The following is a 23,901-nucleotide window of genomic DNA, read 5'->3' on the forward strand; positions in this document are numbered from 1 at the left end:
CCGATCGCGATGGAGCAGGGCCTGCGCTTTGCGATCCGCGAAGGCGGCCGCACCGTCGGCGCCGGCGTTGTGTCGAAAATCACCGACTAAGGTCGAGTTTCCACCGGAAACTCTGGCCTGCGGTGACAGGTGGTTTTCGCTAGAAAATCACCGAGAGCCACTCAGGTGAGAAAATAGAAAGGCCGCTCCAACCGGGGCGGCCTTTTTCTATGCGATGACGCTGGAACAGGGCAGGGGGCGACCTGACCGCCAGGCCTCTAGCCATGTCTATCTGCGCGGAGGCTGCCCGACGGTCCGGTCGGCCGTGTCCGTAATCTTGTCCAGCGAAGCCTGCAGGCTCAGCCGCAGCGTCTCAACCTGCTCATCGCTTGGCTTCTTCGGCACCTCATCCGTCCATTCCTGACAGAGGAGAACACCACGTGAGAACGGCAGAGGCAGCATCTGCTGATCCCAGGTTGGCAGCTTAATCACTTTCCGTTCTGCAAACGCGACAGTGAACACACGGCATCCGGTCATCCGCGCCCAAGTGATCGGTACGCCCGAGGAAATACGAGCCGGCCCTCTTGGTCCGTCAGCGGCAATGCCGATAGAACACCCCTCCTTGGTGCGGCGCAGGACTTCGCGGGACAGTGCCACATGGCGTTTGTGGCTGGACATCGGGATGGTCTCAAACCCCAGACGCACCAGAATCTGTCCCGCCAGCCGCCCGGCCCGCGCCGCAGAGGTCAGCGCGCAGATCCGGCCCAGAGAGGTGTCAAACAGATAGGGGGCCATGATCAGTCGCTGGTGCCAGAGCACAAAGATCACCGGCTCTCCAGAGGCGACACAGGCATCCATTTCCTCGAACCCGCGGCGCTCCCAGCGCGAGGTGCGATGGGCGAATCGCACATATCCCGCCAGCAGGGCCTCGACGGCGCGGTTCACTTTCGGACTGTCGGCGATCTTTTTGCGCAGGCTCACTCTGGGATCTTTCCTCTGGACATTTTTCTCTGTCATACTGAAGCATGGCGAGTGGGGCCAGTCATCGCGGGAGGACGCGCGGAAATCCGGGCGATTTCGTTGATTTCCCTCTTGCCAGCCGCGCAGCTCTGGCTTAGGAACTGCCGCACCGTAGGGGTATAGCTCAGTTGGTAGAGCGACGGTCTCCAAAACCGTAGGTCTCGGGTTCGAACCCTGATGCCCCTGCCACTCTCTCATCTCAGACACAAGACATCCCAGCACGGGCCTCGTTCTAGCTCGGGCCTCATTTCGATTGGCCGCCCCGCAGCTGCGCCTGTCCGCTCTCTCTCGTCGTGGATCAGTCCCGCCGGATCCAGTCCATATGGAAGACAAAACGCCTCCGCCGCCTTTCTGGGGCGGGGGAAGCGTTGGGTTTCAGGGTGAAGATTGCCCTGATCAGGCGGCGTGAATGGGCGTGCCTGCGGTCTGTGCCGCGCTGTAGCTGTCGGTTGGTTTTGCAGGCACCACATCCTCGGCCGGAACCGTCACATGCTGTGGCAGCAGTGCGTCGCTATGGCGGGCAAAAACCATGTCCAGCCCGCGTTCCAGATCCCGCATGTAGCGCGTGGTATCAAACAGCGGTGCTTTCGTCTGCATCAGCCGCAGTTTGCTGCGCAGTGCCAGCAGCTGATCCCGGTCCTCGGCCAGTTCCAGCGCCCGTGCCTCATAGGCCTGGGGCGTGGTGGTCAGCAGGTCTTCCATGTCGGCAGCGGCCAGCAGGCTTGCGGTGGTGCGGGCAGCGAACTGGCGCCCCGCCATTGTCAGCACCGGTAGCCCGGCAGCCAGTGCGTCGCGCGCTGCCGGACCGGCATTGAGGGTGAAGCTGTCCAGGAACAGATCTGCGACCATGCTGCGCGCCATACGCTCCTCGCCGGTGCTGGCGGCGGCAAAGATCACGCGATCCGGGTCGACACGGCGGTCGCTTGCGGCCTGTCGCAGTGCAGCCTGTGCCTCTTCTGGGTAGTCCGGGAGCCACAGAACGCTGCCCTCCACACGGGCCAGCAGGCGCATCCAGATATCAAATTCACGTGGGGTTAACGCATGGCTGGCGGTAAAGCTGCAGAAGACAAAGGCATCATCGGGCAGGCCGCAGTCGCGTCGGCTGAACTGGTGGCCGGAGAGGTCCTGCAGAGCTGTAACACTCTGATAGCTGTGCGGCATGCGGATCACATGTTCCTCGAAATAGCGCTCGCTGCCGGGCGGGCAGGTAACCGCATCGCCGAGGATATAGTCATACGCCGGAGTGCCCATGGTGCCCGGAAAACCGGGCATGGCAATCTGTACCGGCGCGATCCGGGCCGAAAACACGGTTGCGTCGGCTTCGTGGGTATAGCTGGTCAGGTCAATTGCGATATCCAGCTGATCCGCGACGGCCTGTGTCTTGATGGTGGTTGCGGACAGTCCGCGGATATCGCGGTGGTGGACGCCGACCAGATCCGCGCGCGGTGCGCTGGCCGCATAGACGTAAAGCGCGAATCGGCTCTGATCGTGGCGGGCCAGCAGGCTGTCGAGCAGTCGCAGCGCATCGAGATCCTGGGTCGAGCTGACGAAATAGCCGACACGCAGCCGCTGTGGGCGTGTTTCTGCCCTCGGCCGTTGCGGCGCCGGGTCAGATTGCGGGCGGGAGCTGGCATGGGCCTGCATCCGGATGCGCAGTAGGTCTGGATTGTCCTCAAGCGCGATCTGCGCTTGCGGGGCGCAGGCGGACCCACGCAGCCCAAGGTGCCGACGGTGCTCCTGATATTCGTCCAGCCAGCGCCAATCGCACAGCTCCGCCATCAGGCGCAGCTTCTGGGCGCGGGCGCGATCGTCATTGGGGCGGGCCAGTAGAATCTGGTCCAGATGACGGATCGCCTCGCTCTGCTGGCTGATCATACCGGTGAGCTGGGCAAGGTTGTACCGCGCTTCCAGGAAGTTCGGGGCAAAGCGCGCGGCCTGACCATAGAGATCGCGGGCGATCCCCATGTTCCCCAGCTGACGCTGGATATTGGCACGGTTGTAAAGCAGTTGCGCGTTGTCAGGCGCTTGATCAATCGCGGTGGCGAAACACTGATCGGCCTCGATGATGCGATCCTGCTCCAGCAGCGTGTTGCCCAGATTGTTGAGCGCGGGCAGGCAGGTCGAATCCAGTGTCAGAGCCTTTTTATACAGGGCAATCGCATCCACTGGCCGGTTCTGGCGCCGGTAGACATCACCCATCGCGGCAAAGGTCGTGGCGGAGGTCGGGTTCAGCTCGCAGGCTTTGTTCAGGCAGGTCGCCGCTTCATCCAGGGCGGTCTGCGCAAGATGGCAGCGGCCCAGCAGTTCCCACAGGAATGCTGATCTCCGATGGCTGTTCAGCAGCTCTGCGCAACGGGTTGCGGCCTGCTGGAAATGTCCATGCTGAAACAGCGCGGTCAGTTGCTCCTGATGTTCGGGGTCCAGCTTCGCATTGTCTTGCGGTGGCAGCCGCCGACTACGGCCAGAGAGCTTGCTGGAAATCTGCATTGTCAGCGGCGGGGTTGCCTGCGCTTCGCGCTGGGTGGCAGCCCCTGCCGGGGTGGTTTGGCTCAGGCTGGTCGCCTGCTGATCGTTCTGTGCGAGGGTCATGGAATCCTATCTCATAATCGCGCTCGGTAACGGGCAGGGCGCGATGTGCTGACATCTGCGGTGCCCCATGGCGGATATTTATGGCCCGCGAAAATTAAGATAGAATTGATTGCTTCTCGGCGGATGCTGCGGCGCGGACCTGAAGAACCCGCCCCGAGCCATCGGTGAAGGTGCAGCAGGGCTTGAAATTGCCATGGTCTGCGGTTAAATCGCTGCTTGATTGCAAGCAGAGAGAACCCCGCCTCATGGCCACCACAAACCCCGTCCAGTTCATCCAGCAGGTTCGCGCCGAAGTTTCCAAGGTCGTCTGGCCGACCCGCCGTGAGGTGCTGCTGACCACCGTGATGGTGTTTGTCATGGCGGCGTTGACGGCCGTCTTCTTTGCCATCGTGGATATCCTGATCCGCTTTGGGCTTGAGGGCATTCTGGGCATGTTCGGCTAAACCCGTCTGGCAGCCCCGATCGCGCAACCCGTTGTGGCGAAGGGCAGCTTGGCTTCGCAATTGGCGGCTCACCTCTTGATCTTGGACTCCCAGGGCGGTAGGTGAGCGATTAACTCTGACGTAGGCGTGTGGCGATTCGTGTCGCGCGCCGCTTTTTGTTAGAGCGCAGCCCCAAGGCTGTATCTTATTTTAGCAGTGGCCCGACACACTTGTCGGCCAAGAGACACAAGGACGATCAGGTTCATGGCGAAACGGTGGTATTCGGTCAGCGTTCTTTCGAACTTCGAAAAGAAAATCGCAGAGCAGATCCGCACGTCGGTCGCAGAGCAGGGTCTGGAAGACGAAATCGACGAAGTTCTGGTCCCCACCGAAGAGGTGATCGAAATTCGTCGCGGCAAGAAAGTCTCGACAGAGCGTCGCTTCATGCCCGGCTACGTGCTGGTGCATATGGAAATGTCCGACCGCGGCTACCACCTGATTTCCTCCATTAACCGGGTCACCGGCTTCCTCGGTCCGCAAGGCCGCCCGATGCCGATGCGCGACGCCGAAGTGCAGGGGATCCTGGGCCGCGTCCAAGAAGGCGAAGAGGCACCGCGCACCCTCATTTCCTTCGAGGTTGGTGAGAAAGTCAAAGTCAATGACGGTCCGTTCGAAGATTTCGACGGCATGGTCGAAGGCGTCGACGACGACAATCAAAAGCTCAAGGTCACCGTGTCCATCTTTGGCCGGGAAACCCCGGTGGAGCTGGACTTTACGCAGGTTACGAAGCAGGGTTGACAATTTTAACGCGCTTACTGATCGTCCGTCTATCTTATTGCGGGAGATCTTTATGCGTTGGTTTTTGTTGGTAAGTTGCGTCGGATTGTCAGCATGCAATACGACGACGGCAACGAATGAACCTGAGCCTCAGCCAGTAGCTAGTGAGCCTGCTGCTTCAGTAGTTAAGACGCGCTCCATGACGTTCAGCGCCGAAAACAATGGCTCTCCCATTGTTGCAAATTGCACGGTTCAGGGGCCAGACTTTAGCCGAACTTTTGACACGCCAACTAAACTTGACATTCCTATTGATTCGACCAGTAGAGCAATCATTTCATCCATCAGTTGCGAAGCTGGCGGAATGCGCGCTGTGGCAAGTGATATTCCCGGCCCTCAGACCAAGACTGTCAAAGCTAGGTTTGGTGGCTCTGGTTTGTTTGGGAGCAAAGCTTTGCTCTTTGGTCCGGGTGGCAATACTGTGCAGTACTATGTCCGAAGCGCAGACGAAGGCGTAATTCGAGTTGGTCGCGCTCCGGACCCATAGGTCTAGAGAAAGATTGGGGTCAGAATTATTTGGACCTTAGCGTTACAATAGGACTGTTGCGCAACGTACTTGCCAACCCCCGCATTCCCCTATACACGCCGCCTTTATCGCCTTCGGGCGAGATTCTCTCGTGGGAGATCTAGGGATCGCGATCCTGACATCGGACCACGCAACATTCTCCGGGCAGGACGCGTCCTGTCCTCGTTGAAAGGAACACCAAATGGCTAAGAAGCTTGTTGGCACAATGAAGCTGCAAGTGCCCGCCGGTAAGGCAAACCCATCCCCGCCGGTCGGTCCGGCACTGGGTCAGCGCGGCATCAACATCATGGAATTCTGCAAGGCGTTCAACGCCAAGACCGCAGACATGGAGCCCGGCGCGCCGTGCCCGACCGTGATCACCTACTATCAGGACAAGTCCTTCACCATGGACATCAAGACGCCGCCTGCGTCTTACTACCTGAAGAAGGCCGCCAAAGTGAAATCCGGCGCGAACAACCCGTCGCGCGAAACCGTGGGCACCGTCAGCGTTGCTCAGGTGAAGGAAATCGCCGAAGCAAAAATGAAAGATCTGAACGCGAACGACATCGAAGCCGCGATGCAGATCATCCTGGGCTCTGCCCGCTCCATGGGCATCGAGGTGAAGTAAGATGGCTAAGCTCGGTAAACGGACCCGCGCTGCGCGCGAAGCTTTCGCTGGCAAGGACAACCTGTCGGTGGAAGAAGCGGTTGCCCTGATCAAGGCAAACGCAAACGCAAAATTCGACGAAACCGTCGAAATCGCCATGAACCTCGGCGTTGACACCCGTCACGCAGACCAGATGGTTCGCGGCGTGGTTGGCCTGCCCAACGGCACCGGCAAAGACATGCGCGTTGCTGTTTTCGCCCGTGGCGCGAAGGCTGACGAAGCCAAGGAAGCTGGCGCGGATATCGTCGGTGCAGAAGACCTGATGGAAACCATCCAGGGTGGCACCATCGATTTCGATCGCTGCATTGCAACCCCTGACATGATGCCGATCGTTGGCCGTCTGGGTAAAGTGCTTGGCCCCCGCAACCTGATGCCGAACCCCAAGGTCGGCACCGTGACCATGGACGTGAAAGCGGCCGTGGAAGCAGCCAAGGGTGGCGAAGTTCAGTTCAAAGCTGAAAAAGGCGGCGTTGTGCACGCTGGCGTTGGCAAAGCTTCCTTCGACGAAGCCAAGCTGATCGAAAACGTACGTGCCTTCATCTCTGCGGTTGCCAAGGCAAAGCCGTCGGGTGCCAAGGGCGCTTACATGAAGAAAATCGCTCTGTCCTCCACTATGGGTCCGGGCGTCACCGTTGACGTGGAAACCGCTGTTACCGAGTAATCTCGGCAGGCGGGGCGAGGGCTGACAGTGCGCCGAGTCGCATGTGTCAGAAACGCCGCATTGACGATAGACCGGGGTCCCTGATGGGGGCCCCGGTTTTGCCTTTTCGGGGGTGTCATTGTGGCGATCTCGGCTGATCCTGGCCTTGGTGGTCTTTCGGACGATTTTGCCCTTGGAAATCCCTAAAAATGGGACTAACTACGACCCCGAGATAAAGCGTGCGATTCGTCGTGCGCTTTATTTCATTTCGTCCAAGATGGTGGGTGGCCTGTCGATCGGGTCTTAATTTCCCTCCTGAGACGGGAACGACCAAAGGATCGAGGGAATTCCTACCCTCGGGTGATTTTGGCTCACCCCGTTAAAACGGACTTGAACGCCGGGCAGCAATGTTCGGCACATCAATGAGCCGGGATGCGCAAGTGTCCCTAAACTTGGAGAGAACTGTGGATAGAGCCCAGAAAGAGAGAGTGGTCGAGGAACTCGGCCAGATCTTCGAAAGCTCTGGCGTGGTGGTCGTAGCCCACTATGCCGGTCTGACAGTTGCAGAGATGCAGGATCTGCGGGCGCGTGCAAGCGACGCCGGTAGCTCCGTGCGTGTTGCCAAGAACAGGCTCGCCAAAATCGCCCTCGAGGGTAAGCCGTGTGAAAGCATGTCTGACCTGCTGACAGGGATGACCGTACTGACCTATTCCGAAGATCCCGTGTCCGCCGCTAAGGTGGCCGAGGATTTCGCCAAGGAGAACAAAAAGTTCGAGATCCTTGGCGGCGCGATGGGTGAGAACGCTCTGGACCGTGCCGGCGTTGAAGCCGTGTCGAAAATGCCTTCGCGCGACGAGCTTATTGCTCAGATCGCAAGCTGCATTGGCGCACCTGCTTCCAACATCGCTGGCGCAATTGGCGCACCTGCAAGCAACATCGCAAGCATCCTTTCGACCATCGAAGAGAAGGCGGAAGCTGCGTAAGCGGTTGGCACTGAATGACTGGCGTCGGGCATATGCCCGCACGTTGGAACACACACACTGTAAACGGAAAGAGCTGATAAAATGGCTGATCTGAAGAAACTCGCAGAAGACATCGTTGGTCTGACCCTGCTTGAAGCACAAGAACTGAAAACCATCCTGAAGGATGAGTATGGCATCGAGCCCGCAGCTGGCGGCGCCGTTGTCATGGCAGCTGGCGGCGACGCCGGTGGCGCAGCGGAAGAAGAAAAGACCGAATTCGACGTCGTTCTGAAAAACGCTGGCGCATCCAAAATCAACGTGATCAAAGAAGTTCGCGGCATCACCGGTCTTGGTCTGAAAGAAGCCAAAGAGCTGGTCGAAGCTGGCGGCAAGATCAAAGAAGGCGTCAGCAAGGACGAAGCCGAAGACATCAAAGGCAAGCTGGAAGCAGCTGGCGCCGAGATCGAACTGGCCTAAGCTACGCGATACGGGACAACATGGGGTGTCGGTTTCGACGTCCTCTGAACATCCCGGAAATTTGGCTGGGCCCGGTGAAAACCGGGTCCAGCCGAACCTGTCTTAGAAAGGGCCCAAGTAAACGGGCGTTTTTTCAGGCGAGGTTCAAAGGATCGGGAGGCCGCCATTCGGGAAGGTGGTCATGAATTGATCCGAACACGCTGTCTCGTATGGACAAGGTGCCGGGGCCCGGCGGCATCCTTGTTCAGTGAGAATTGGAAAGGTGACATCTGACATGGCTCAATCGTTCCTTGGCCAGAAACGTCTTCGCAAATACTACGGTAAAATCCGCGAAGTCCTGGACATGCCGAACCTCATCGAGGTCCAGAAATCTTCTTACGACCTCTTCCTGCGCTCTGGTGATGCAGAACAGCCGCTCGACGGCGAAGGCATCATGGGCGTGTTCCAGTCGGTATTTCCGATCAAGGACTTTAATGAGACGTCGGTTCTGGAGTTCGTGAAATATTCCTTTGAACGTCCGAAATATGACGTCGAGGAATGTATGCAGCGCGACATGACCTATTCGGCTCCGCTGAAGGTCACTCTGCGTCTGATCGTCTTTGATGTGGACGAAGACACCGGTGCAAAATCGGTGAAGGACATCAAGGAACAGGACGTCTACATGGGCGATATGCCCCTGATGACGCCGAACGGCACCTTTGTGGTCAACGGCACCGAGCGTGTGATCGTGTCCCAGATGCACCGTTCGCCGGGCGTGTTCTTCGATCACGACAAGGGCAAGACACATTCTTCGGGCAAGCTGCTGTTTGCCTGCCGCATCATCCCGTATCGCGGCTCCTGGCTGGACTTCGAATTCGACGCCAAGGACATCGTCTTTGCCCGTATCGACCGTCGTCGTAAACTGCCTGTGACAACCCTGCTTTATGCGCTGGGTCTGGATCAGGAAGGCATCATGGATGCCTATTACAACACCATTTCCTTCAAGCTGGAGAAGAGCCGTGGCTGGGTCACGCCGTTCTTCCCCGAGCGCGTGCGCGGCACCCGTCCGACCTACGATCTGGTTGACGCCGCCACCGGTGAGATCTTTGCCGAAGCCGGCAAGAAGGTCACACCGCGCGCCGTCAAGAAGATGATCGACGAAGGCAACATCAGCGAGCTGCTGGTTCCCTTTGAGCATATCGTTGGCAAATATGTCGCCAAGGATATCATCAACGAAGAAAACGGCGCCATCTATGTCGAGGCCGGCGATGAGCTGACCCTCGAGTATGACAAGGGCGGCGAAATCATTGGCGGGACCGTCAAGGAACTGCTGGATGCCGGTATCACCGACATTCCGGTTCTGGACATCGACAACATCAATGTCGGCCCCTACATGCGCAACACCATGGCGCAGGACAAAAACATGGGTCGCGATACCGCGCTCATGGATATCTACCGTGTCATGCGCCCGGGCGAGCCGCCGACCGTCGAAGCTGCCTCCGCGCTGTTCGACACGCTGTTCTTCGATTCCGAGCGTTACGACCTCTCCGCCGTTGGCCGTGTGAAGATGAACATGCGCCTTGCTCTGGACGCCGAGGACACTCAGCGCACCCTGCGCAAGGAAGATATCATCTCCTGCATCAAGGCGCTGGTCGAACTGCGTGACGGCAAGGGCGACATCGACGATATCGACCACCTCGGCAACCGTCGTGTGCGCTCCGTTGGCGAACTGATGGAAAATCAGTACCGCGTCGGTCTGCTGCGCATGGAACGCGCCATCAAGGAGCGGATGTCCTCGGTCGAGATCGACACGGTGATGCCGCAGGATCTGATCAACGCAAAACCGGCTGCTGCTGCGGTACGTGAATTCTTCGGCTCGTCGCAGCTGTCGCAGTTCATGGACCAGACCAACCCGCTCTCCGAAGTGACGCACAAGCGTCGTCTCTCGGCGCTTGGGCCTGGCGGTCTGACCCGTGAGCGTGCTGGCTTTGAGGTGCGCGACGTTCACCCGACACACTATGGTCGGATGTGCCCGATTGAGACACCGGAAGGCCCGAACATCGGTCTGATCAACTCGCTGGCGACCTTTGCTCGCGTGAACAAATATGGCTTCATCGAAACACCTTACCGCGTTGTCAACGACGCCAAGGTGACGGACGAAGTCCACTATATGTCCGCGACCGAGGAAATGCGTCACACCGTGGCGCAGGCCAACGCGACGCTGGATGAAGACGGCAAATTCGTCAACGATCTGGTCTCGACCCGCCAGTCCGGCGACTACACCCTGGCACCGCGCGAAAGCGTGGATCTGATCGACGTCAGCCCGAAACAGCTGGTATCGGTTGCGGCCTCGCTGATCCCGTTCCTTGAGAACGACGATGCTAACCGCGCTCTGATGGGCTCGAACATGCAACGTCAGGCGGTTCCGCTGTTGCGTGCCGAGGCGCCGCTGGTCGGCACCGGCATCGAAGAGATCGTGGCACGGGATTCCGGCGCGGCCATCATGGCCAAACGCGCAGGCATCATCGACCAGATCGACGCGCAGCGTATCGTGATCCGGGCAACCGAAGATCTGGAACTGGGCGATGCGGGTGTTGATATCTACCGTATGCGCAAATTCCAGCGTTCGAACCAGAACACCTGCATCAACCAGCGTCCGCTGGTGAAAGTAGGCCAGGAAGTCCGCAAAGGCGAAGTGATTGCCGATGGTCCGTCCACCGATATGGGTGAACTGGCTCTGGGTAAAAACGTCGTCGTGGCCTTCATGCCCTGGAATGGCTACAACTACGAAGACTCCATCCTGATCTCCGAGCGCATCGCGCGTGACGACGTCTTTACTTCGATCCACATCGAGGAATTCGAAGTCGCCGCCCGTGATACCAAGCTTGGGCCGGAAGAGATCACCCGCGACATCCCGAACGTCGGTGAAGAAGCGCTGCGCAACCTCGACGAGGCGGGCATCGTTTACATCGGTGCCGACGTGGAGCCGGGCGATATTCTGGTTGGCAAGATCACACCCAAGGGCGAAAGCCCGATGACTCCGGAAGAAAAGCTGCTGCGCGCCATCTTTGGCGAAAAAGCATCTGACGTGCGCGACACCAGCTTGCGCGTGAAGCCGGGCGACTACGGGACCGTGGTCGAGGTGCGGGTCTTCAACCGTCACGGCGTGGAGAAAGACGAACGTGCGTTGCAGATCGAGCGTGAGGAAGTCGAGCGTCTGGCCCGTGACCGGGACGACGAGCTGGGCATCCTGGATCGCAACATCTACGCCCGCCTGCGTGGCATGCTGCTGGGTAAAACCGCAGTCAAAGGCCCCAAGGGCATCAAGGCCGGTTCCGAAATCACCGAAGAGCTGCTGGACACACTCAGCCGCGGTCAGTGGTGGATGCTGGCGCTGGAAGACGAGCAGAGCGCACAGGTCGTCGAGGCCCTGAACGAGCAGTACGAAGCACAGAAACGTGCTCTGGATGCCCGTTTTGAAGACAAGGTCGAGAAGGTCCGTCGCGGCGACGATCTGCCCCCGGGCGTTATGAAGATGGTCAAAGTCTTTATCGCGGTGAAGCGCAAGCTGCAGCCGGGCGACAAGATGGCCGGCCGTCACGGGAACAAGGGTGTGATCTCGAAAGTGGTGCCGATGGAGGACATGCCGTTCCTCGCCGATGGTACACCGGTCGATTTCTGTCTCAACCCGCTCGGCGTTCCGTCGCGGATGAACGTTGGTCAGATTCTGGAGACCCACATGGGTTGGGCCGCACGCGGTCTGGGTATCAAAGTCGATGATGCGCTTCAGGAATACCGTCGTTCTGGCGATCTTACCCCGGTGCGTGAAGCGATGCACCACGCCTATGGTGATGACGTCTACGGTGAAGGTATTGCCGATATGACCGAGACTGATCTGGTCGAGGCTGCCGGTAATGTGACCCGTGGCGTGCCGATCGCGACACCCGTCTTCGACGGCGCCAAAGAGGCGGACGTCAACGATGCACTGGTGCGCGCTGGCTTCGACACTTCCGGTCAGTCGGTCCTGTTTGATGGTCGTACGGGTGAGCAATTCGCACGCCCCGTCACCGTCGGCATCAAGTATCTGCTGAAACTGCACCACCTGGTCGACGACAAGATCCACGCGCGTTCGACCGGCCCGTACTCCCTCGTCACGCAGCAGCCGCTGGGTGGTAAGGCGCAGTTCGGTGGTCAGCGCTTTGGTGAGATGGAAGTCTGGGCTCTGGAAGCCTATGGCGCCGCCTACACCCTGCAGGAGATGCTCACCGTGAAGTCGGATGACGTTGCAGGCCGGACCAAGGTCTATGAATCGATCGTCAAGGGCGAGGACAACTTTGAAGCGGGCGTACCGGAATCGTTTAACGTTCTGGTGAAAGAAGTCCGTGGCCTCGGCCTGAATATGGAACTCCTGGATGCGGAGGGTGACGAGTAAGGGGAACAGGATTTTTCAAAAAATCTTGGCAGATTTCTTCACAGAAATTTGCCTCCCCCTCCAGCCTTTCGCACGAATTTGAGGACATCAAAATGAACCAGGAACTGACGAATAATCCGTTCAACCCGCTGACGCCGCCGAAGGTCTTCGACGAGATCAAGGTGTCGCTGGCCTCGCCTGAGCGGATCCTGTCGTGGTCCTACGGCGAGATCAAAAAGCCGGAAACCATCAACTACCGGACGTTCAAACCTGAGCGTGACGGTCTCTTCTGCGCGCGTATCTTTGGCCCGATCAAGGACTACGAATGCCTCTGCGGCAAATATAAGCGTATGAAATATCGCGGCGTTGTCTGCGAAAAATGCGGTGTGGAAGTCACGCTGCAAAAGGTCCGCCGCGAGCGCATGGGCCACATCGAACTGGCGTCGCCGGTTGCGCATATCTGGTTCCTCAAGTCGCTGCCGTCGCGCATCGGCCTGATGCTGGATATGACCCTGCGCGATCTTGAGCGGGTTCTGTATTTCGAAAACTATGTTGTCATCGAGCCGGGTCTGACCGACCTCACCTACGGCCAGATGATGACCGAAGAAGAATACATGGACGCCCAGGACCAGTTCGGCATGGATGCCTTCACCGCCAATATCGGCGCTGAAGCGATCCGCGAAATGCTGGCGGCCATCGACCTTGAAGCCGAAGCCGAACAGCTGCGCGCAGAGCTGGCCGAAGCCACAGGCGAACTGAAGCCCAAGAAGATCATCAAACGCCTCAAAGTGGTTGAGAGCTTCCTGGAATCCGGCAACCGCCCGGAATGGATGGTCATGACCGTGATCCCGGTCATTCCGCCGGAACTGCGTCCGCTGGTGCCGCTGGATGGTGGCCGTTTTGCGACCTCCGACCTCAATGACCTCTATCGCCGCGTGATCAACCGGAACAACCGCCTGAAGCGGCTGATCGAACTGCGCGCGCCGGATATCATCGTCCGCAACGAAAAGCGGATGCTGCAGGAATCCGTGGACGCGCTGTTTGACAACGGCCGTCGCGGCCGCGTCATCACCGGCGCCAACAAGCGTCCGCTGAAGTCGCTCTCTGACATGCTGAAGGGTAAGCAGGGTCGTTTCCGTCAGAACCTTTTGGGTAAGCGGGTCGACTTCTCCGGCCGTTCGGTAATTGTGACCGGTCCTGAGCTGAAGCTGCACCAGTGCGGCCTGCCCAAGAAGATGGCGCTCGAACTCTTCAAGCCCTTCATCTATTCGCGTCTGGAGGCCAAAGGTCTGTCCTCCACCGTGAAACAGGCGAAAAAGCTGGTTGAGAAAGAGCGTCCCGAAGTGTGGGATATCCTCGACGAGGTTATTCGCGAGCACCCTGTTATGCTGAACCGTGCGCCGACGCTGCACCGTCTCGGGATCCAGGCGTTCGAACCCACGTTGATCGAAGGTAAGGCGATCCAGCTGCACCCGCTGGTCTGCTCGGCGTTCAACGCGGACTTCGACGGCGACCAGATGGCTGTGCACGTCCCGCTGAGCCTTGAGGCCCAGCTGGAAGCGCGCGTCCTGATGATGTCCACAAACAACGTTCTGTCGCCTGCCAACGGCGCGCCGATCATTGTTCCTTCGCAGGATATGATCCTGGGTCTCTACTATGTGACCCTGGAACGCGAAGGCATGCCCGGCGAAGGCAAGATCTTTGGCACCATCGACGAGGTTCAGCACGCGCTGGACGCCGGCGAAGTGCATCTGCACACCAAGATCACCGCGCGGATCACTCAGATCGACGAAGAAGGCAACGAGGTCCTCAAGCGTTTTGAGACCACCCCGGGCCGTGTCCGTCTGGGCGCGCTGCTGCCGAAGAACGTCAAGGCACCGTTTGAACTGGTCAACCGTCTTCTGCGGAAGAAAGAGGTTCAGCAGGTCATCGACACCGTCTACCGCTACTGCGGTCAGAAGGAATCCGTGATCTTCTGTGACCAGATCATGACCATGGGTTTCCGTGAAGCGTTCAAGGCGGGCATTTCGTTCGGCAAGGACGACATGGTGATCCCCGACACCAAATGGACGCTGGTCGATGAGACCCGCGATCAGGTGAAGGACTTCGAACAGCAGTACATGGACGGCCTGATCACCCAGGGCGAAAAGTACAACAAGGTTGTCGATGCCTGGTCGAAGTGTAACGACAAGGTCACCGATGCGATGATGGGCACCATCTCCGCTGACAAGCGGGATGAGAACGGCGCCGTGATGGAACCGAACTCGGTCTACATGATGGCCCACTCCGGTGCGCGTGGGTCGGTCACCCAGATGAAGCAGCTGGGCGGGATGCGTGGCCTGATGGCGAAGCCGAACGGCGACATCATCGAGACCCCGATCATCTCGAACTTTAAAGAAGGCCTGACCGTTCTCGAGTACTTCAACTCGACCCACGGTGCCCGTAAGGGTCTGTCGGATACGGCTCTTAAGACGGCGAACTCGGGTTACCTGACCCGCCGTCTGGTGGACGTGGCACAGGACTGCATCGTGCGTGATCGCGATTGTGGCACCGAAGCAGCGATCACCGCCGAAGCCGCTGTCAACGATGGTGAAGTTGTGGCCTCGCTGGGCGAACGTATCCTGGGCCGTGTTGCGGCAGAGGATATCAAGAAGCCGGGCACCGAGGAGATCATCGTGGCCGCTGGCCAGCTCATCGACGAGCGCATGGCAGATGCAGTGGAAGAGGCCGGCGTTCAGTCGACCCGTATCCGCTCGCCGCTGACCTGTGAAGCCGAAGAGGGCGTCTGCGCCCAGTGCTACGGTCGTGACCTCGCCCGCGGTACGCAGGTGAACACCGGTGAGGCCGTCGGCATCATCGCGGCCCAGTCAATCGGTGAACCCGGCACACAGCTGACGATGCGGACCTTCCACATCGGTGGCGTTGCGCAGGGTGGTCAGCAGTCCTTCCTGGAAGCCTCGCAAGAGGGCAAGATCGTCTTCGAGATGCCGCAGACCCTGGAGAACGCCAATGGCGAGACCCTGGTTGTTGGCCGGAACATGAAGCTGATCATTCAGGACGAGCACGGCGAAGAGCGCGCCAGCCACAAGCTGGGCTACGGCTCCAAGCTGTTCGTCAAGGAAGGCCAGTCGGTGTCTCGTGGCGACAAGCTGTTCGAATGGGATCCCTACACCCTGCCGATCATCGCCGAAAAACCCGGTACCGCGAAATATGTGGACCTGGTTTCCGGTATCGCCGTTCGCGACGAGACCGACGAAGCCACCGGCATGACCCAGAAGATCGTGATCGACTGGCGTGCGGCTCCGAAAGGCTCTGACCTGAAGCCGGAAATCATCCTGGTGGATGGTGACGGTGAACCGGTGCGCAGCGATGCGGGCAACCCGCTGACCTACCCGATGTCTGTGGACGCCATTCTGTCGGTCGAAGAAGGCCAGCAGATCATGGCGGGTGACGTTGTTGCGCGTATCCCGCGTGAAGGCGCCAAGACCAAGGACATTACCGGTGGTCTGCCGCGGGTTGCGGAACTGTTCGAAGCCCGTCGTCCGAAGGATCACGCGATCATCGCCGAAATCGATGGTTACGTGCGCTTTGGCCGCGACTACAAGAACAAGCGTCGCATCTCGATCGAGCCTGCGGATGACTCGATGGAGCCCGTCGAATACATGGTGCCCAAGGGCAAGCACATTCCGGTTCAGGAAGGTGACTTTGTCCAAAAGGGTGACTACATCATGGACGGCAACCCAGCGCCGCATGACATCCTGTCCATCATGGGTGTTGAGGCTCTGGCGAACTACATGATCGACGAGGTTCAGGACGTCTATCGCCTGCAGGGTGTTAAGATCAACGACAAGCACATCGAGGTGATCGTTCGCCAGATGCTGCAGAAGTGGGAGATCTCCGACTCCGGCGACACGACGCTGCTGAAAGGCGAGCACGTGGACAAGCAGGAGTTCGACACCGCCAACGAAAAGGCGCTGGCCCGTGGCAAGCGTCCGGCTCAGGGCGAACCGATCCTGCTCGGCATCACCAAGGCGTCGCTGCAGACCCGCTCCTTCATCTCGGCGGCCTCCTTCCAGGAGACCACCCGTGTCCTCACCGAAGCTTCGGTACAGGGCAAGAAGGACAAGCTGGTCGGCCTCAAGGAGAACGTCATCGTGGGTCGCCTGATCCCGGCCGGTACCGGTGGCGCCACCCAGCGTGTGCGCAACATCGCCCAGTCGCGTGACAATGTCGTCCTCGAGGCGCGCCGTGAGGAGGCCGAAGCCGCCGCCGCTCTGGCCGCCCCGTCGATGGATGATGTCAGCAGCGAGGCGAGCTTCGACACTCTGGTGGAAACCCCAGAGAGCCGCGACTGATCCACGTTGATCTATCTAAAATGAAAAAGCCCCCCGCAACTTATGTTGCGGGGGGCTTTTTCTTGGAGATGTCCGCAAACCATGTTGGCCCGCTCTGCGGGGCGAAGCAGTCGTTCCGGGATGTTTATTTCAATGCTTGCGCCAGCTCGTATGAACGTGTTCGTTCTTCCGCAAGCTCGATGTTGGCGGAAGCCGGAGCATCAAGGATCAAGTCGCTTAAGCTTCCCATGCCACCAAATAATCCTTCAAATAATTGTACGCTGTAACCATCAGATTTTTCTGCGACTTGGCGCACTCGTGACAGTTTCTCTGCCCAAAACTCCTGATCGTGCTTTGCAAGAATGGCTTCCAGCTTTCGCAGGCTGGAAATAAATTCAAGTACGTCCGGATGAAGCGGTTTTGGGCCCATACCTTTTTATGTCACACGAAGAAATCAGGCGTGCAAGGCTTTCAAGCAGAAGAGAGTTTGGGCTCCAAGCGGACCAACGCGATTTGCGGACATCTCGTTTTGCGTTGCGACGGCTTCGTTTGCGGGCCGACCGCGCGGTTCGCGTGATTTAGGATCTTCCCAATTTGCGCCGGGAATGGTCTCTTGCTGCGGATGACGAAGTGCCCCGTCGGGCCGAAACAGGACAGCGCAGAATGGATATCAGACTCAGCATCGTTGGCCTTGTGCGTTTCTCCGTGCTGACCCCGACCTATTATTCCGAGAAATTCGCGACCCTTGCCGATACGGCGGCTCATCTTTTCGCACCGGACCGGATGGAACTCAGGTTCCGGGTGTTTGAGCGGCTCTGCCTGCGCTCTCTCCTACGCCAGAGCGATCAGGGATTTCACCTGATCGTCCTCACGGCTGAAGATATGCCCGAGCCCTATCTGGAACGCCTGTCGCGTCTGCTGGAACCCGCCGACAATATCACGCTGATGCCGGTGGGGCCCGGCGTGCATTACAAGATGCTGAAGCAGGGCTATAACGCCGTCCCAACAGAGGGGGCGACCCATCGCCTGATGTTCCGTCTGGATGACGACGATGCGGTGGATCTCGATTACATCGCCCGCAATCGGCGCCTCGCCACCGGGATGATCCCGCTACAGGGAGAGAGCACCCCCTTTATCCTTGCCAACAATCGCGGCATCTACCTGCGCCGCCGCGAGGGGCCGGAGGGCGTGCAGGACGAGATCTTCGATGCCTGCGAAAAGGCGCCGCTCTCGGTGGGGGCCGCGCTTGTGGCACCTGTCGGATATGGCGGCAATCCCTACCGCTACAATCACCGCCGCTACGCGCAGCACTGGAACGTGGTGTCGGATATCTCGACGCCGGGTTTCTTGCGCACCATTCATGGTGACAATAAATCCAGACCTGCGCAGATGGGGATCACCCACAAGATGTCCGAGGCCGAGATCGCCGCAGCACTTGACCGCCACTTTGCGATGACGCCGGACCAGCTGCGAGCTGTGCTGCCGTGATGTCCCGGCTGACCGGAAACCAGCTGGGCGCGCTGCTGATGATTGGCAGCATGGCGGGTTTCACGATCAATGACGGGATGGTGAAACTCGCGGGGCAGAGCCTGCCGCTCTCGCAGATCCTGGTGGTGCGCGGTATTGCCGTCAGCCTGCTGATCTACGCGCTTGCCCGCGCTTATGGCAGCCTGCGCCTGTCGCTGAGCCGCCGGGATTGGGGGCTTGTCGCAGGCCGCAGCCTGACTGAGGTGGCCACCACCTATTTCTTTCTCAGCGCCCTGTTGACCCTGCCCATCGCCAATGTGACGGCCATTTTGCAGATGCTGCCGTTGACCGTGACCCTCGCCGCGGTGCTGCTCTTTGGGGAACAGGTCGGCTGGCGTCGGGCCGCAGCGATTGGCGCGGGTTTTATCGGAATGCTGCTGATCGTGCGACCGGGACCGGAGGGCTTTGATAGCGGCACCGGCTACGCCCTTGCAGCGGTTCTTTGTATCACCGCGCGTGATCTCTTTACCCGCCGGATGTCGGCGGCGGTGCCCTCGCTGACCGTCAGCTTGATGGCGGCGCTGTCGGTCCTGCTGTTCGGTCTTGTGCTTGGCTTGCAGGAGGACTGGCAGCCGCTGACCCTGACGACCACGTTTATCCTGCTTTTTGCAGCCGGCTGCATCTTCGTCGGTTATCTGTTCTCGGTGATGGTCATGCGGGTTGGTGATGTGGCGGCGGTTTCGCCCTTTCGCTACACCGGGCTGCTCTGGGCCCTGCTGCTTGGCTGGCTGATGTTTGACAGCTGGCCGGATGCGCTCACCCTGCTGGGGGCGGCCATCGTCGTGGCTGCCGGTGTTTTCAGCCTGCTGCGGGAACGCCCCCGCCGCCGCGCCAGCACGCCCCTGTCACCGCCCGAGTAGACGCGTCAGGCCCGGATTGCAAAGCGCGCTTCGAATTCGCCTTCCTGCGCTGGGGTGAGGCGGCTCAGCTCCGGTTCTCTGGCGCCTTTCTGACGGGAGTCATTATAGGCGTTGAGCGTGCGCACAAACATCGGCGCATCCGGTATCGTGATGCTGGGCATGAAACGCGCAATCTTGTGATGGGCAAAATTCATGATGCTCTGCTTGCAGTTGCCGGCCACATACATGCCCATCGCCGCAACGAAATAGGGCCGGTACCCCTCTGCCGCATAGATCCCGTCCGACGCGAAGCGCGCGGTGAAGCCCTTGCAGAAATCAATCGCAACCGTCTGGTTCTGTGCGATCAGCCCCTGACACTGGCCAGCGGTCTGGCGCAGCCGCTCGACAAAATCCACCGAGACCGCATCATCATCGTCATGACGGAATTGCAGGCAGGGCGCGCTCAGGTCATTGCGGGCGGTATTCAGAACCTCCTTCATGACCTGCCGGTGGTTGCCGGGGGGCAGGGCGCGGATCTGCACCTGCGGCATATCCGCCGTCAGATCGCGCAGCCGTGCCAGATGTGACGCTGGCAGGCTCTCGCCAATCACAATCACCAGCGTGAAGTCCTGATCGGTCTGGGCGCGCAGACAGGGCAGGGCGACCCGTTCCAGCAGGTCAAACCGCTCCTTCAGCCGGGCCTCGGCATAGAGATAGGCGATCCGCTCATCAAGCGTGTCATGTTCAACCTGAAACCCACCAATGGCGGGATAGGAAAAACGGCATAGACCTATGACCTGCATCGCTGTAGACCCTCGCGCCTGCGGCCTCTCATGAGGGTCCGCCTGTCGCGGCGCACTATGCACCGCGCAGGTTGTACGGGCAAGCTGTAGGCCAGCGGCGCTGTCCGGCCGCCGACGCGCGCAGACGCCACGCCGATGCGGCCGGGGGAGCCGCTGTTGACATCCCCCGCGACTCCCCATATACGCCCGCCTATCCGGCAACCGGGGGTCGCCCCAAAAGCCGATATCAAAATCTAAGTGGCTCAAGATCTCGTGCGCCTATTTGCGCGGATCCTCTGTAAACCCACCGCGTCGTTTACCTCGGAATGGAAACGATTGCGGTTTTTGCGCTTGCGGACGCGTAAGTGCGACGAATTTAGCCGTACGTTCAAGGACGTGCATGACACATGTGTTGTTGAGACGGGGAAAAAACCGGAATGCCAACGATCCAACAGCTGATCCGCAAGCCGCGGCAGCCGAAAGTAAAACGCTCTAAGTCCATGCACCTGGAACAGTGCCCGCAAAAACGCGGCGTCTGCACCCGTGTGTATACCACCACACCGAAGAAACCGAACTCCGCTATGCGGAAAGTTGCGAAGGTCCGCCTGACCAACGGTTTCGAAGTGATCTCCTACATCCCCGGTGAAAGCCACAACCTTCAGGAACACTCCGTGGTTCTGATCCGTGGCGGCCGTGTAAAAGACCTTCCCGGTGTCCGTTACCACATCCTGCGTGGTGTTCTGGATACCCAGGGCGTCAAAGACCGTAAGCAACGCCGTTCGAAGTACGGCGCGAAGCGTCCTAAATAAGAAGGATATTGATAAATGTCTCGCCGTCACGCTGCTGAAAAACGCGAAGTTCTGCCCGACGCCAAGTTTGGCGACCGCGTTCTGACCAAATTCATGAACAACCTGATGATCGATGGTAAAAAATCGGTCGCAGAAAGCATCGTTTACAACGCATTCGACCGCGTTGAATCGAAAATCAAACGTGCCCCCGTGGAAGTTTTCCACGAAGCCCTGGACAACGTGAAGCCTTCCGTCGAAGTGCGCTCGCGTCGTGTGGGTGGTGCCACCTACCAGGTGCCCGTCGAAGTGCGCCCCGAGCGCCGCGAAGCCCTGGCGATCCGCTGGCTGATCAAAGCCGCCCGCGCTCGCAACGAAAACACCATGGAAGAACGCCTCGCCGGTGAGCTGCTGGACGCTGTACAGTCCCGCGGTACCGCCGTGAAGAAGCGCGAAGACACCCACAAGATGGCAGAGGCTAACAAAGCCTTCTCCCATTATCGCTGGTAAGCTAGGGGACCTAGACCTATGGCACGCGAATATCCGCTCAACCTATACCGTAACTTCGGTATCATGGCGCACATCGACGCAGGTAAAACCACCTGCTCCGAGCGTATCCTGTATTACACCGGCAAATCCCACAACATTGGTGAGGTGCACGATGGTGCAGCCACCATGGACTGGATGGAGCAGGAGCAGGAACGCGGGATCACCATCACCTCGGCTGCGACCACCACCTTCTGGGAACGCACCGAAGATGGTCAGACCGCTGACTCTCCGAAGCACCGCCTGAACATCATCGACACCCCCGGCCACGTTGACTTCACCATCGAAGTTGAGCGTTCGCTGGCGGTTCTCGACGGTGCTGTCTGTGTTCTGGACGCCAACGCCGGTGTTGAACCCCAGACCGAAACCGTGTGGCGTCAGGCTGACCGCTACAAGGTTCCGCGTATGGTGTTCGTCAACAAGATGGACAAGATCGGCGCTGACTTCTTCAACTGCGTCAACATGATCGAAGACCGCACCGGCGCCCGCGCGGTTCCGGTTGGTATTCCGATCGGCGCAGAAACCGAGCTGGAAGGCCTGGTTGACCTCGTCAACATGGAAGAATGGCTGTGGCAGGGTGAAGACCTTGGCGCGTCGTGGATCAAAGCACCGATCCGTGACAGCCTGAAAGACATGGCCGAAGAATGGCGCGGCAAGATGATCGAAGCGGCCGTCGAAATGGACGACGACGCGATGGAAGCCTATCTGGAAGGCGAAGAGCCCGACGTCCCGACCCTGCGCAAACTGCTGCGCAAGGGTACTCTGGCCTTGGCATTCGTTCCGGTTCTCGGCGGCTCCGCATTCAAGAACAAAGGCGTTCAGCCGCTGTTGAACGCTGTGATCGACTATCTGCCCAGCCCGCTGGACGTTGTTGATTACATGGGCTTCAAACCCGGTGACGAAACCGAAACCCGTGACATCGCCCGCCGTGCGGACGACGAGATGGCGTTCTCGGGTCTGGCGTTCAAAATCATGAACGACCCCTTCGTCGGCTCGCTGACTTTCACCCGGGTTTACTCCGGTACCTTGGCCAAGGGCGACACGCTCCTGAACTCCACCAAGGGCAAGAAAGAACGCGTCGGCCGGATGATGATGATGCACTCCAACGACCGTGAGGAAATCACGGAAGCGTTTGCAGGCGACATCATCGCGCTGGCAGGTCTGAAAGACACCACAACCGGTGACACGCTCTGCGCCGTCAACGATCCGGTGGTTCTGGAAACCATGACCTTCCCCGATCCGGTGATCGAGATCGCGGTTGAGCCGAAAACCAAGGCCGACCAGGAGAAAATGTCCCAGGGTCTGCAGCGTCTGGCTGCCGAAGATCCGTCCTTCCGCGTGGAGACCGACATCGAGTCCGGTCAGACCATCATGAAGGGCATGGGCGAACTTCACCTGGACATCCTGGTTGACCGTCTGAAGCGTGAATTCAAGGTCGAAGCCAACATCGGTGCGCCGCAGGTTGCCTACCGCGAGACCATCGGTCACGAGGTCGAGCACACCTACACCCACAAGAAACAGTCGGGTGGTTCGGGTCAGTTCGCCGAGGTGAAGATGATCATCTCGCCGACAGAGCCGGGCGAAGGCTACTCCTTCGAGAGCCGCATCGTTGGTGGTGCCGTTCCCAAGGAATACGTCCCCGGTGTTGAAAAAGGCATCCAGTCCGTCATGGATAGCGGCCCGCTGGCCGGCTTCCCCGTGATCGACTTCAAGGTTGCCCTGATCGACGGTAAGTTCCACGACGTTGACTCCAGCGTTCTGGCCTTCGAAATCGCTGCACGTATGTGTATGCGTGAAGGCATGCGCAAAGCTGGCGCCAAGATGCTGGAACCGATCATGAAGGTGGAAGTTATCACACCTGAGGACTACACCGGTGGCATCATCGGCGATTTGACCTCGCGTCGTGGTCAGGTGACCGGCCAGGAACCCCGCGGCAACGCAATTGCGATCGACGCATTTGTGCCGCTGGCGAACATGTTCGGCTACATCAACACCCTGCGTTCGATGAGCTCGGGCCGCGCCCAGTTCACCATGCAGTTCGATCATTACGATCCGGTTCCGCAGAACATCTCTGACGAGATCCAGGCAAAATTCGCTTAAGCGAACAGATATTGAGGGGTTCGCGCCACGGCGCGTGCCCTTCTCAACACGAAAAGGAGGCCTCTCATGGCTAAGGAAAAGTTTGAACGTACAAAACCGCACGTCAACATCGGCACCATCGGCCACGTTGACCACGGCAAGACCACGCTGACCGCAGCGATCACCAAGTATTTCGGTGACTTCAAAGCCTACGACCAGATCGACGGCGCACCTGAAGAGAAAGCCCGCGGCATCACCATCTCGACCGCGCACGTGGAATATGAGACCGAAGGCCGTCACTACGCCCACGTCGACTGCCCCGGCCACGCCGACTATGTGAAAAACATGATCACCGGTGCGGCGCAGATGGACGGCGCGATCCTGGTTGTGAACGCTGCTGACGGCCCGATGCCGCAGACCCGCGAGCACATCCTGCTGGGCCGCCAGGTTGGCATCCCGAAGATGGTCGTGTTCATGAACAAAGTGGACCAGGTCGACGACGAAGAGCTCCTGGAGCTGGTCGA

Annotated in this window: 19 protein-coding genes and 1 tRNA gene; 16 read left to right on the forward strand and 4 right to left on the reverse strand. The window is 59.3% G+C overall.

Annotated elements, in window-relative coordinates:
• Positions 1 to 90 (forward strand): hypothetical protein (locus VWZ81_RS11490; RefSeq protein ID WP_416542768.1); only part of this gene is annotated, 90 nt, incomplete at its 5' end.
• 177 nt (positions 91 to 267) lie between these two features.
• Here the strand turns inward: VWZ81_RS11490 and VWZ81_RS11495 are convergent.
• On the reverse strand, positions 268 to 960 hold the full coding sequence (locus VWZ81_RS11495) for a lysophospholipid acyltransferase family protein (protein ID WP_416542762.1): 693 nt from the start codon (positions 958 to 960) through the stop codon (positions 268 to 270).
• Between the two features lie 152 nt (positions 961 to 1,112).
• Between VWZ81_RS11495 and VWZ81_RS11500 the strand changes: the two genes are divergently transcribed.
• A tRNA-Trp gene (locus VWZ81_RS11500) sits at positions 1,113 to 1,188 on the forward strand.
• A 207-nt stretch (positions 1,189 to 1,395) separates the two neighbouring features.
• Here the strand turns inward: VWZ81_RS11500 and VWZ81_RS11505 are convergent.
• Complete coding sequence (locus tag VWZ81_RS11505) at positions 1,396 to 3,588, reverse strand: tetratricopeptide repeat protein (RefSeq protein ID WP_416542763.1); 2,193 nt, start codon at positions 3,586 to 3,588, stop codon at positions 1,396 to 1,398.
• 245 nt (positions 3,589 to 3,833) lie between these two features.
• On the opposite strand from VWZ81_RS11505, the gene secE reads away from it, so the two are divergent.
• The 8 genes from secE (at position 3,834) to rpoC (ending at position 16,840) form a co-directional block, all read left to right on the forward strand.
• Positions 3,834 to 4,031 (forward strand): preprotein translocase subunit SecE, encoded by a 198-nt coding sequence (gene secE / locus VWZ81_RS11510; RefSeq protein ID WP_008560174.1) that lies wholly within the window; start codon positions 3,834 to 3,836, stop codon positions 4,029 to 4,031.
• A 243-nt stretch (positions 4,032 to 4,274) separates the two neighbouring features.
• The gene (gene nusG, locus VWZ81_RS11515) at positions 4,275 to 4,808 is read left to right on the forward strand and encodes a transcription termination/antitermination protein NusG (protein ID WP_014876030.1); all 534 of its coding nucleotides are present in this window, start codon (positions 4,275 to 4,277) and stop codon (positions 4,806 to 4,808) included.
• Between the two features lie 743 nt (positions 4,809 to 5,551).
• The gene (rplK, locus tag VWZ81_RS11520) at positions 5,552 to 5,977 is read left to right on the forward strand and encodes a 50S ribosomal protein L11 (RefSeq protein ID WP_014876029.1); all 426 of its coding nucleotides are present in this window, start codon (positions 5,552 to 5,554) and stop codon (positions 5,975 to 5,977) included.
• Between the two features lies 1 nt (position 5,978).
• Positions 5,979 to 6,677 carry a 50S ribosomal protein L1 gene (gene rplA, locus VWZ81_RS11525; protein WP_340546574.1) on the forward strand — a complete coding sequence of 233 codons (699 nt, stop codon included), beginning with the start codon at positions 5,979 to 5,981 and terminating at the stop codon, positions 6,675 to 6,677.
• A 443-nt stretch (positions 6,678 to 7,120) separates the two neighbouring features.
• Positions 7,121 to 7,639, forward strand: a complete 519-nt coding sequence (gene rplJ / locus VWZ81_RS11530; RefSeq protein ID WP_340546575.1) for a 50S ribosomal protein L10 — start codon at positions 7,121 to 7,123, stop codon at positions 7,637 to 7,639.
• 81 nt (positions 7,640 to 7,720) lie between these two features.
• A complete protein-coding gene (gene rplL, locus VWZ81_RS11535) occupies positions 7,721 to 8,095 on the forward strand; it encodes a 50S ribosomal protein L7/L12 (protein WP_340546576.1) in 375 nt (124 codons plus the stop codon).
• 274 nt (positions 8,096 to 8,369) lie between these two features.
• Positions 8,370 to 12,506, forward strand: coding sequence for a DNA-directed RNA polymerase subunit beta (gene rpoB, locus VWZ81_RS11540; protein WP_340546577.1), 4,137 nt, complete (start codon positions 8,370 to 8,372; stop codon positions 12,504 to 12,506).
• Between the two features lie 92 nt (positions 12,507 to 12,598).
• Entirely contained in the window at positions 12,599 to 16,840 is a 4,242-nt protein-coding gene (gene rpoC, locus VWZ81_RS11545; RefSeq protein ID WP_340546578.1) for a DNA-directed RNA polymerase subunit beta', read from the forward strand.
• A gap of 124 nt (positions 16,841 to 16,964) precedes the next feature.
• Here rpoC and VWZ81_RS11550 read toward each other — a convergent pair whose 3' ends face one another.
• The gene (locus VWZ81_RS11550) at positions 16,965 to 17,249 is read right to left on the reverse strand and encodes a DUF6966 domain-containing protein (RefSeq protein WP_416542764.1); all 285 of its coding nucleotides are present in this window, start codon (positions 17,247 to 17,249) and stop codon (positions 16,965 to 16,967) included.
• Positions 17,250 to 17,482: 233 nt separating this feature from the next.
• Between VWZ81_RS11550 and VWZ81_RS11555 the strand changes: the two genes are divergently transcribed.
• Both VWZ81_RS11555 and VWZ81_RS11560 read left to right on the forward strand, forming a co-directional pair.
• Positions 17,483 to 18,307, forward strand: coding sequence for a glycosyltransferase (locus tag VWZ81_RS11555; RefSeq protein WP_416542765.1), 825 nt, complete (start codon positions 17,483 to 17,485; stop codon positions 18,305 to 18,307).
• Complete coding sequence (locus tag VWZ81_RS11560; protein WP_416534715.1) at positions 18,304 to 19,206, forward strand: DMT family transporter; 903 nt, start codon at positions 18,304 to 18,306, stop codon at positions 19,204 to 19,206. The genes VWZ81_RS11555 and VWZ81_RS11560 overlap by 4 nt, the downstream gene beginning before the upstream one ends.
• A 5-nt stretch (positions 19,207 to 19,211) precedes the next feature.
• Here the strand turns inward: VWZ81_RS11560 and VWZ81_RS11565 are convergent, their stop codons facing one another.
• Complete coding sequence (locus tag VWZ81_RS11565) at positions 19,212 to 19,988, reverse strand: putative rhamnosyl transferase (RefSeq protein WP_416542766.1); 777 nt, start codon at positions 19,986 to 19,988, stop codon at positions 19,212 to 19,214.
• Between the two features lie 416 nt (positions 19,989 to 20,404).
• On the opposite strand from VWZ81_RS11565, the gene rpsL reads away from it, so the two are divergent.
• The 4 genes from rpsL to VWZ81_RS11585 form a co-directional block, all read left to right on the forward strand.
• Positions 20,405 to 20,776 (forward strand): 30S ribosomal protein S12, encoded by a 372-nt coding sequence (gene rpsL, locus VWZ81_RS11570; RefSeq protein WP_005621086.1) that lies wholly within the window; start codon positions 20,405 to 20,407, stop codon positions 20,774 to 20,776.
• Between the two features lie 15 nt (positions 20,777 to 20,791).
• On the forward strand, positions 20,792 to 21,262 hold the full coding sequence (gene rpsG / locus VWZ81_RS11575) for a 30S ribosomal protein S7 (protein ID WP_014876015.1): 471 nt from the start codon (positions 20,792 to 20,794) through the stop codon (positions 21,260 to 21,262).
• A gap of 18 nt (positions 21,263 to 21,280) precedes the next feature.
• Positions 21,281 to 23,398, forward strand: coding sequence for an elongation factor G (gene fusA, locus VWZ81_RS11580; RefSeq protein ID WP_416534713.1), 2,118 nt, complete (start codon positions 21,281 to 21,283; stop codon positions 23,396 to 23,398).
• A gap of 66 nt (positions 23,399 to 23,464) precedes the next feature.
• The coding region (locus VWZ81_RS11585) for a GTP-binding protein (RefSeq protein ID WP_416542767.1) at positions 23,465 to 23,901 on the forward strand (437 nt) is incomplete at its 3' end.

Origin of the sequence: Phaeobacter sp. JH20_34, assembly GCF_048056095.1 — a bacterium.
GTDB lineage: Bacteria > Pseudomonadota > Alphaproteobacteria > Rhodobacterales > Rhodobacteraceae > Phaeobacter > Phaeobacter bryozoorum.

What these genes read in the sequence shown, in the direction of transcription:
- nusG (WP_014876030.1), top strand. Translation starts at nt 4,275, where the DNA reads ATGGCGAAACGGTGGTATTCGGTCAGCGTTCTTTCGAACTTCGAAAAG.
- rpsG (WP_014876015.1), top strand. Translation starts at nt 20,792, where the DNA reads ATGTCTCGCCGTCACGCTGCTGAAAAACGCGAAGTTCTGCCCGACGCC.
- rplK (WP_014876029.1), top strand. Translation starts at nt 5,552, where the DNA reads ATGGCTAAGAAGCTTGTTGGCACAATGAAGCTGCAAGTGCCCGCCGGT.
- rpsL (WP_005621086.1), top strand. Translation starts at nt 20,405, where the DNA reads ATGCCAACGATCCAACAGCTGATCCGCAAGCCGCGGCAGCCGAAAGTA.
- secE (WP_008560174.1), top strand. Translation starts at nt 3,834, where the DNA reads ATGGCCACCACAAACCCCGTCCAGTTCATCCAGCAGGTTCGCGCCGAA.
- rplL (WP_340546576.1), top strand. Translation starts at nt 7,721, where the DNA reads ATGGCTGATCTGAAGAAACTCGCAGAAGACATCGTTGGTCTGACCCTG.
- VWZ81_RS11505 (WP_416542763.1), bottom strand. Translation starts at nt 3,588, where the DNA reads ATGACCCTCGCACAGAACGATCAGCAGGCGACCAGCCTGAGCCAAACC.
- rpoB (WP_340546577.1), top strand. Translation starts at nt 8,370, where the DNA reads ATGGCTCAATCGTTCCTTGGCCAGAAACGTCTTCGCAAATACTACGGT.
- VWZ81_RS11565 (WP_416542766.1), bottom strand. Translation starts at nt 19,988, where the DNA reads ATGCAGGTCATAGGTCTATGCCGTTTTTCCTATCCCGCCATTGGTGGG.
- rpoC (WP_340546578.1), top strand. Translation starts at nt 12,599, where the DNA reads ATGAACCAGGAACTGACGAATAATCCGTTCAACCCGCTGACGCCGCCG.
- VWZ81_RS11550 (WP_416542764.1), bottom strand. Translation starts at nt 17,249, where the DNA reads ATGGGCCCAAAACCGCTTCATCCGGACGTACTTGAATTTATTTCCAGC.
- VWZ81_RS11555 (WP_416542765.1), top strand. Translation starts at nt 17,483, where the DNA reads ATGGATATCAGACTCAGCATCGTTGGCCTTGTGCGTTTCTCCGTGCTG.
- rplA (WP_340546574.1), top strand. Translation starts at nt 5,979, where the DNA reads ATGGCTAAGCTCGGTAAACGGACCCGCGCTGCGCGCGAAGCTTTCGCT.
- fusA (WP_416534713.1), top strand. Translation starts at nt 21,281, where the DNA reads ATGGCACGCGAATATCCGCTCAACCTATACCGTAACTTCGGTATCATG.